Origin of the sequence: Halochromatium sp. (assembly GCF_046541315.1) — a bacterium.
Lineage (GTDB): Bacteria > Pseudomonadota > Gammaproteobacteria > Chromatiales > Chromatiaceae > Lamprobacter.
In genome coordinates, this window is the sequence record NZ_JBKHDN010000120.1 from 1 (window position 1) to 8,605 (window position 8,605).

Consider the following 8,605-nt stretch of genomic DNA (forward strand, 5'->3'; position numbering starts at 1 on the left):
TCGTTGTCGTCGTTCTCGAGGATCAGATGGATCCGACGGTCGCGCCCCGGGCCCGCCTGCACGCGCTCGGCGAGCGCATCGAGCAGGTCAGGCTCGCTCGTATCGATAATCCGATCGACGGCATCGAGCCGCAGGCCGTCGAAACGGTATTCCTCGATCCAGTAGAGGGCATTCTGGATGAAGAACTCGCGCACCCAATGCGCCTGCGGACCATCAAGATCAATCGCTGCGCCCCAAGGCGTGTGACGGTCGGAGCGGAAGAAGGCCGGGGCATAGCAATGCAGGTAGTTGCCCTCGGGGCCGAAGTGGTTGTAGACCACGTCGAGCAACACCATCAGGCCGCGCTGGTGGGCCGCGCGGATCAGCCGCTTGAGCGCGTCGGGGTGTCCATAGCTGGCATCGGGCGCGTAGAGCAGGGCGCCGTCATAGCCCCAGTTGCGCTGGCCCGGGAAGTCCGCCAGCGGCATCAGTTCGAGCGCGGTGACGCCGAGTTCGAGCAGGTGATCGAGGCGGCGCTCGACCCCGGCGTAGTCACCGCCGGCGCTGAAGGTGCCGACATGCAGTTCGTAGATCACCGCCTCGTGCCAAGGCCGACCGCGCCAGGCGGCTTCGGGCGCGCCCCAGTCGAAGGCGAGCGGGTCGATCAGCTGGCTCGGGCCATGGACATCGTCGGGCTGGAAGCGCGCGGCCGGATCGGGCACCGCGAGGCCGCCATCGATGCGATAGCGGTAGCGGTCGCCGGCACGCGCCTCGGTGAGCGTGAGACGATGCCAACCATCCTCGCACGGGCGCATCTTGAGGCTCTTGAGCGAGCGCGCTGGCGGCCCGGTGCCGGCGCTCCAGAGCAGCTCGACGTGCCGCGCGGCGGGTGCCCAGAGTCGAAAATGGACGCGGCCGTCGGCGGCGATCTCGGTGCCGAAGGGCATCCTGTGGCGATGGTCAACGGACATGGATGACAGCAACAATGGGCTCGGGCCTGTTCGAGAACAGCGTTGGCCATGTGGTGGATATGGGCAGCGACTGGACCCTGTCGCTCGCTGATGGGGCGGCGCCAAATGTGATGGTCGCCCTTGCCGGGTCTCCCGAACGGACAAGCGGCGGCGCGCCGTAGCCACAGCAACTCTGGCGTGAGGTTTGGCTCATCACACCAGCCGCTTGGCGCGACGGCCCGAACCGACTCGGGGTCGGCCTCATCGTGCTTGACGCGAGACCTCGAACATCACTTCGTTGCGGCGCAGCGGACCCGGCGTGAAGGGATCGTTGTAATAGGCATAGATCGGCGCGCCGCGCGGCTCGAGGTCGCGCGCGCTCATCCAGTCCTTGAGCCGCTGTTGCTGTTCGGCGATGGCCTGGTCGTTGGCCCGTCCGCTGAAGCGCACGGCGGCGAGGCGGCGCGCCGGGATCCGCTCGAGGCGCACCTCGGCGTTGCCCGGAGCCGGCAAATCCTCGAGCCGGTACTCGGACGGCATGATGAACTGGACCGTCCAGTCGCCATCCGCGGCCGAGATCTGGGTCACCGGCGCGGTCATCGCGATCTTCTCGTCGACGCCCACCGCGCGCTGTTGCACCGGTGCGGTCATCGCGATGCGCTCGCCGCCGCGCTCCTTGGCGAAGATGTAGCGCGCGAGCGGGCCGAAGCCGCTGCTCAGGCTCTGCTGGCGGTCACCGCGACCGCTGACCTCGGCGACGACGAGCGGCGGATAGTCGCGCAGCTCGAAGTCGTCGTCTTGGACGACGACCTGATAGTCCGGTCGTTCGACGTTCTGGATCACATAGACGAAGACCAGCAGGCCGGCGATGCCGAGCACGGCCGCGATGCCGAGCAGGATAAGGATGAGCTTCATGGTAAACCTGGATTGCCGGAAGGGGTCGCTGTCGCTTGTCTCGTTCCCGATATGGCCGGACAGGGGCCCTCGCATCGGGAAGCAGTCGCTGGACCCTCGGGAATTGTGGGGTTAGGGGGTTCTGCGGCTGTCATCGGCGCGGCTTGGCAGCAGCCAGCCAGCGAGCAGCAACAGGATCAAGCCGCCGAGCGAGATCCAGTACCAGCCCTTGAGCCCCATGGGGCCGAATTGATAGATCGAGCCGGCGCTCAGCATCACGCCATCGCCAAAGGGGACGATCCAGCTGACGCCATAACGTACATGGTCCGGCGGCGTCTGGATCGGCTCGGCGGAGGCCAGGGCCTCAGGCGCGGCGCCAGAGTCATCGAGTTCGACCCGCCAGAGGCCGTCGTCGCTGCCGATCCAGAGGCGTTCGGTCCGTCCGGCCGCGGCCGGCTCGAGAAAGAGCGAGAGCATGCGGCTGTTCTCGAGCCCGACCTTCAGCCGTTGCCAGGGCGCCAGCGGGGACGGCTGCCAGAACAGGCCGCGATCGGTGCCGGCGATCAGCCGACCGCTCTCGGTGGTGACGAAGCCGAAGACGTTGCTCTCCTCGGGCAGTCCGTCGCGATTGGGCTGCCAGTTGAGCGGGTCGTCGGCCTGGGCGCTGAGGACGCCAGCGCCGACGCTGCCCAGATGCAGCCAGCGCCGATCGCCCACGCGCTGGGTCTCGAGGCGGTAGATGCTGGTGCCGGCGAGCCTGTGCTGCCATTGCCCGTCGCCCTGCACATAGAGGCCGTCGCCGGTGCCGACCAGCAAGCGTCCGTTGACGAGGATCTCGTCGCGGACCGGGACCTGGAGCGGGGGCATGCCGGCCGGGGCGTTGACGAGTCCGCCGCCGGTGCCGATCGCACCCGTGGAGGCATCGCCGGCGAGGTCCGCCGAGAGCGCGGTCACCGGCTGACCGTCGAGGTCGACATCGACGCGCGTCCACTGGTCGTTGGCGAAGCGCCAGAGTTCGCCGTCCTGGGTGCCGGCGAGGATCGAGCCGTCGTCGGCGCGCGCCAGGTCGGTGATGTGGCCGCTGTCGACCGGAGCGTTGCGGACTAGCCGCTCGCCGCCGGGGATGAGCGGACCGGCGATGAGCAGAATGAGGCCCAGCAGGGCAATGCCGATGGCAACGGGACGACTGGCTTTCATCGATTCCTCCGCGAGAAACCCCGTCCTTCAGGGCGGGGAGGGATGGCGGCTGCGATCTCGCAGCCGCCGGAAACAGGGTGCGCGAATTCGGAAGGGCGCGCGCTCGCCCAAGCGGGCGAGGGGGATCGCGACCAGCGGCTTTTCGCGTGCCGGTGACCTTCACGGGCAAGCAGGGCCTCGTTTTGGACCGGATCCGGACGCTCGACCGCGCATGGGGCGCTGTGCGTACCGACCTTAACAGATAGCGACCGGTGGCTGGCAAGCAAGTCGAAAACCAGCGCCGTTGCCTCTGCTATCATCGCCGGTCTTGGCATGTTGCAACCGACTTGAGATCAGCGCGATGACCGTTCGTACCCGTTTTGCCCCCTCTCCAACCGGCTACCTTCATGTCGGCGGTGCCCGCACGGCGCTGTTCAGCTATCTGTTCGCGCGCCGCCACGGGGGGCAGTTCGTGTTGCGCATCGAGGATACCGATCTCGAGCGCTCGACGGCGGAGTCGGTGAACGCGATCATGGAGGGCATGACCTGGCTCGGTCTCGATTACGACGAGGGCCCCTTCTTCCAGACCGAGCGTTTCGAGCGCTATCAGGCGGCGATCGACGAGCTGCTCGACAAGGGTCTTGCCTACCGCTGCGATTGCCCGAAGGAGCGCCTCGAACGCCTGCGCGAGACGCAGATGGCGGCCAAGGTCAAGCCGCGTTACGACGGCCATTGCCGTGGGCGCGAGATCGATCCGGAACGACCGCATGTGGTGCGCTTCAAGAATCCGCTCGATGGCGCGGTGATCGTCGAGGACCTGATTCGCGGCCGGGTCCCCTTCGCCAACAGCGAACTCGACGATCTGGTCCTGCGCCGCAGCGATGGCTCGCCGACCTACAACCTCACCGTGGTGGTCGACGATGCCGAGATGACCATCAGCCACGTCATCCGCGGCGACGATCATCTCAACAATACGCCGCGCCAGATCAATATCCTCAAGGCGCTGGGCCATGAACCGCCCCAGTACGCGCATGTGCCGATGATCCTGGGGCCCGACGGCAAACGTCTGTCGAAGCGCCACGGCGCGGTCAGTGTGGTGGCCTATCGCGACAAGGGCTATCTGCCCGAGGCGCTGCTCAATTATCTGGTCCGGCTCGGCTGGTCGCATGGCGATCAGGAGGTGTTCTCGCTCGATGAGATGATCGCGCTGTTCGACATCGCCGATGTGAACACCGCCGCCTCGGCATTCAATGTCGAGAAGCTCGACTGGCTCAACCAGCACTACATCCAGCATGCCGACCCGCTGCACATCGCGCGGTTGCTGAGCCCGCACATCGGCGAACTCGGTATCGATCCCGCCCAAGGCCCGGATTTGGCCGACGTGGTTCGCGCTCAGGCCGCGCGCGCCAAGACCCTGACCGAACTCGCCCAGATCAGCGCCTTTTGCTACCAGGACTTCGACGACTACGACGAGACCGCCGCGAAGAAGCATCTGCGGCCGGTCGCGCGGCCGGCGCTGGAGCGTCTGCGCGCCGAGTTCGACATGCTGGCGCTCGAGGACTGGGAGCCCGAGACCCTGCACCGCGTGGTCGAGCGCGTCTCCGAGGCATTGGCGCTGAATATGGGTAAGGTGGCGCAGCCATTGCGCGTGGCCATCGTTGGCCGCGCCGCCTCGCCGGGGATCGATGTCACCCTGCAACTGGTCGGCAAGGCGGCGACCTTGCGCCGCATCGACCGCGCGCTGGCGTTCATCGATGCGCGCGCCGCTCAGTAGCCGTCCATTTGGCGAAGAGCGATCAGGCGCCCCACTGCCTGACGTTGCCGGTGTCGAGATGGACGAAATCGGAGCGTGAATAGTAGCCGACGCCGCCCCGGCCGAGGCGAACGGCGACATCGCGGATGGTGCGCGTTGGCAGGTCGCCGAGGCGGACATCGATGGCCTTGCCGGTCATATGCAGGCTGCGCTTGGCGACACCGCTCGAGGTGCGCCTGAGCAAGGCGTTGGTCTTGGGCGAGCGATAGGCGCTGACGATCTCGAAGACGGCGTCGTCGTGGCTGAGGGCCTGTTTGATATCGAAGAGGATGTCGTACAGCTTGGGGTCGATGGTGGTGACCTCGCCGGTGCGGAAGTCGCGGAAGAACTGATTGAGCCGCATCAGCGAGCTGCGCTGATAATGATCGCCTTGGCGGTAGGTCAGCGTCAGGCGTTCGTCGGTATGCAGATGATGGAAGGAGAGGACGCGTGGCTGGTCGAGCTGGCGGCGTTGGCGGCGGGCGAAGGCGGGCGCCGAGGCGGCAGCCAAGGCGGCACCGAGGAAAATCCGTCGGTTCACTGGTATCCCCCTAGAATCGAGCAGAGTGTTGGGCGCCCCGAGTATAGGTCGAGGGGCGGTCAAGGCGATGACGATCTGGTCACCATTTGACGACCGTCATACATATTCTAAACTACATCAAGAAAAACGTTTAAGCAACGGTTTGAGTTGGGGAAATTTGATGAGTTTTCGAATGACCCAAGGGACTGTCCGGAGCGCTCTGCCGGGCGCTTCGGTGGCGGCGCTCAAGGGGTTGAAAGTGAACGCGATTGACCCCGGCGCGGCTGCTGCTCCAGCGCCGATGGCCAGCGCGACCAGGCCGGTGCGCGCTCGTGCTGGCCTGCTGTCCGCGCTGCTGGGCTTGGCCGTGGTGCTGCCACCGCCGACGGCGAGTGCCGATGTGTTCAAGTACGTCGACCGGGAGGGCAACGTCTTCTTCTCGGACGCGCCGCTGACCAGCACGGGACTCAGGCTCGAATGGAAGCGCACGGCAACCCGGCTCGCGGCAAGCAACCGGGAGCGTTCGCGGGCGTTGTGGGGCCAGCAGGCCGAGGTGGACGCGCGTTTGCAAACCCGTCTCGGCGCCGAGACGGGTCACCCGGAGGTTGGCAAGGAGCAAACGGATGGGCTGCCTGGCTCGGTCAGCGAGTCCATGTGGATGCGGCGGCTGCGCTATCGGCCGCTGATCGAGGCCGCCGCGCAGCGGCACGGGCTGATGCCGGAGCTATTGCATGCGGTCATCCGCGCCGAGTCCGCCTACCGGGCGGATGCGATCTCGCACGCTGGTGCCTGTGGGCTGATGCAGCTGATGCCCGGGACGGCCGAGCGCTTCCGCGTCGCCGAGATCTGGGACCCGGCTCAGAACATCGAGGGCGGCGCCGCCTATCTGCGTTTTCTGCTCGATCTGTTCGATGACGACCTCCGGCTTGCGCTCGCTGGCTACAACGCCGGCGAGAACGCGGTGAAGCGCTACGGTCATCGGATTCCGCCCTATGCCGAGACCGAGCGCTACGTGCGCAAGGTGTTGCAGTTCCTTCGCGCCGAGCCCTCCACGCCATCCTGAGTCGCACTCAGTCCTCGCCGATGACGCGATTGTCCTTGGGCCGCGAGAGCAGCCGCTCGGCCTCGAGTTGGTGCTTGGCGAAGATCATCCGGTAGTCGGCGTCTTCGCCCTCGACGCGTTCGGCACCTTCGGCGTGTTCGGCGCGCAAGTTGCGCACGGTCGCGCGCGCGTCTTGATAGCGCTCCTGGGTCTCGATATGGGTCAACCGCATATCGGGAGTGATCTTGTAGACGAAATAAGGCATACCACAGGGTCCGAGGTTGGCCGCCGATCCAGGCCGAAGGCCGGCGTTGGACGGCGGGTCGATGATGGGAAAGCGGCTTGGCGTTGTCGTCAAAGGGCCTCCAGGTTCACCTGAGATTCTTCTTGTAGCTTGGAATCTTGGCATTCAGCGCCCGGGAGACGTTGGCGAATTCCATGGTCACGCTCGCCAGCTGTACGCCATCGAAATCGGTCTCGGTGACGATGGCGCCGCGCAGGATCGCGCCGCCGAGTACCGCACCAGCGAGATCCACGCCGGTCAGGTCGGCGTTGCGGAAATTGGTGTTCTGGGCCGAGATGTTGCGCAGGCGCGCACCAGCGAGGTTGGCGCCTTCGAGGTTGGCGAGGTTGATGACGGTGAAGCCGTCGGGCTGACTGCTGGTGAGATCGGCGTCTTGCAGGTTGGCCTTGACCAGATTGGCGTCGTTGAGATGGCAGTCGCGCAGATCGGCCGCGCGCAGGTTGGCCTCGCGCAGGTTGGCCTGAATGAACAGCGCGCGGTGGGCGATGATCTGGCTGAGATCGCTATGGCAGAAGTCGGTACCGCGCAAGTCGGCGCCGCTGAGTCGCGCCCGCTGGAGGTTGGCGAAACGGATCTCGGCCTGGCGCAGGTCGGCGCCTTCCAGGTTCGCCTCGCTGAGGTCGGCGCCGGAGAGCACGGCCACGCTCGCCGGTCGCTCCGAGCCGGCGCGGACCCGGCTGAGAGTGGCGCGGCGCAGGTTGGCCTCGTTCAGATGGGTGTTGAGCAGGTTGGCGCCGGTCAGGATCGCCGCGCGCAGATCGGCGCCGACGAGATCGCTGAACTCGAGATTGGCGTCGGTCAGATCCTGCCCGCGCAGATCGGCGCCATTGAGCCGCATATCGCGCAGATCTGCGCCGACCAAGGTCTCGCCGGCGACCGACGCGAGCACCTCGCCGGTGTCTTTGTGCTTGATCTCGACCATCATCTCCTCCTGGGGTTGGCGGGTGCGCCGGCCGCTTGTCGTGATGGGTTGGCCGGCAGGTTCGGCTATGCTATCCACCCGCTGCCGCCTTTGCACCAGAAAGACGAGGGCGGCGCCGCAGCCACCTCGGAGGAGAGACGATGAAGCTCGAAACACTCGCCATCCACGCCGGCTTCGAGCCGGACCCGACCACGAAGGCGGTGGCGACACCGATCTACCAGACCACCAGCTATGCCTTCGACGACACCCAGCATGGCGCCGATCTGTTCGACCTCAAGGTGCCGGGCAATATCTATACCCGCATCATGAACCCGACCAGCGATGTGCTCGAGAAGCGTGTCGCGGCGCTGGAGGGCGGGGTTGGGGCGCTCGCGTTGGCCTCGGGGATGTCGGCGGTGACCAATGCCATCCTTACGCTGGCACAGGCGGGCGACAACATCATCGCCGGCTCGACCCTCTATGGCGGCACCTATAATCTGTTCGCGCATACGCTGCCCCGGCTCGGTATCCAGGTGCGGCTGGTCACGCCGAACGACATCGACGCCATGGCGGCTAACCTCGATGCCAACACCAAGGCCATCTTCTGCGAGTCGATCGGCAATCCGGCCGGCAATGTCGCCGATCTCAAGCCCATCGCGGACCTGGCGCATGCGCATGGCGTGCCGGTGATCTGCGACAACACGGTGCCGAGTCCCTATCTCTGCCGGCCGTTCGAGCACGGCGCCGATATCGTCGTGCACGCGTTGACCAAGTACATGGGCGGTCACGGCACCACCATCGGCGGCGTGCTGGTCGACTCGGGCCAATTCCCCTGGGCCGAGCACGCCGAGCGTTTTCCGATGCTCAATGAGCCGGATGTCTCCTATCACGGCGTGGTCTACACCGAGGCGCTCGGGCCGGCCGCCTATATCGGCCGCGCGCGCGTGGTGCCGCTGCGCAACATGGGCGCCGCCATTGCGCCGTTCAACAGTTTTCTCATCCTGCAGGGCATCGAGACGCTGCCGGTGCGCATGGATCGCCACTGCG

General features: G+C 66.3%; 9 protein-coding genes. 3 read left to right on the forward strand and 6 right to left on the reverse strand.

Annotation, left to right across the window (positions count from 1 at the left end):
- From ACLFQI_RS09035 to ACLFQI_RS09045, 3 genes are all read right to left on the reverse strand, one after another.
- A partial coding sequence (locus ACLFQI_RS09035) for an alpha-amylase family glycosyl hydrolase (RefSeq protein WP_410758649.1) occupies positions 1-950 on the reverse strand: 950 nt, incomplete at its 3' end.
- A gap of 240 nt (positions 951-1,190) precedes the next feature.
- Positions 1,191-1,844, reverse strand: a complete 654-nt coding sequence (locus tag ACLFQI_RS09040) for an SOUL family heme-binding protein (protein WP_410758650.1) — start codon at positions 1,842-1,844, stop codon at positions 1,191-1,193.
- Between the two features lie 111 nt (positions 1,845-1,955).
- Positions 1,956-3,020: an ABC transporter substrate-binding protein gene (locus ACLFQI_RS09045; protein WP_410758652.1), complete on the reverse strand. Its 1,065-nt coding sequence runs from the start codon at positions 3,018-3,020 to the stop codon at positions 1,956-1,958.
- A gap of 340 nt (positions 3,021-3,360) precedes the next feature.
- Here ACLFQI_RS09045 and gltX point away from each other — a divergent pair, with 340 nt between their 5' ends.
- Positions 3,361-4,773: a glutamate--tRNA ligase gene (gene gltX / locus ACLFQI_RS09050; RefSeq protein WP_410758654.1), complete on the forward strand. Its 1,413-nt coding sequence runs from the start codon at positions 3,361-3,363 to the stop codon at positions 4,771-4,773.
- 22 nt (positions 4,774-4,795) lie between these two features.
- Here the strand turns inward: gltX and ACLFQI_RS09055 are convergent, their stop codons facing one another.
- Positions 4,796-5,332 (reverse strand): DUF882 domain-containing protein, encoded by a 537-nt coding sequence (locus tag ACLFQI_RS09055; RefSeq protein WP_410758656.1) that lies wholly within the window; start codon positions 5,330-5,332, stop codon positions 4,796-4,798.
- Positions 5,333-5,612: 280 nt separating this feature from the next.
- Here ACLFQI_RS09055 and ACLFQI_RS09060 point away from each other — a divergent pair, with 280 nt between their 5' ends.
- A complete protein-coding gene (locus ACLFQI_RS09060) occupies positions 5,613-6,374 on the forward strand; it encodes a transglycosylase SLT domain-containing protein (RefSeq protein WP_410758657.1) in 762 nt (253 codons plus the stop codon).
- 7 nt (positions 6,375-6,381) lie between these two features.
- On the opposite strand, the gene ACLFQI_RS09065 is transcribed toward ACLFQI_RS09060, so the two are convergent.
- On the reverse strand, positions 6,382-6,618 hold the full coding sequence (locus ACLFQI_RS09065) for a hypothetical protein (RefSeq protein ID WP_410758659.1): 237 nt from the start codon (positions 6,616-6,618) through the stop codon (positions 6,382-6,384).
- Positions 6,619-6,724: 106 nt separating this feature from the next.
- Complete coding sequence (locus ACLFQI_RS09070; RefSeq protein WP_410758661.1) at positions 6,725-7,579, reverse strand: pentapeptide repeat-containing protein; 855 nt, start codon at positions 7,577-7,579, stop codon at positions 6,725-6,727.
- A 140-nt stretch (positions 7,580-7,719) separates the two neighbouring features.
- On the opposite strand from ACLFQI_RS09070, the gene ACLFQI_RS09075 reads away from it, so the two are divergent.
- The coding region (locus ACLFQI_RS09075) for an O-acetylhomoserine aminocarboxypropyltransferase/cysteine synthase family protein (RefSeq protein ID WP_410758663.1) at positions 7,720-8,605 on the forward strand (886 nt) is incomplete at its 3' end.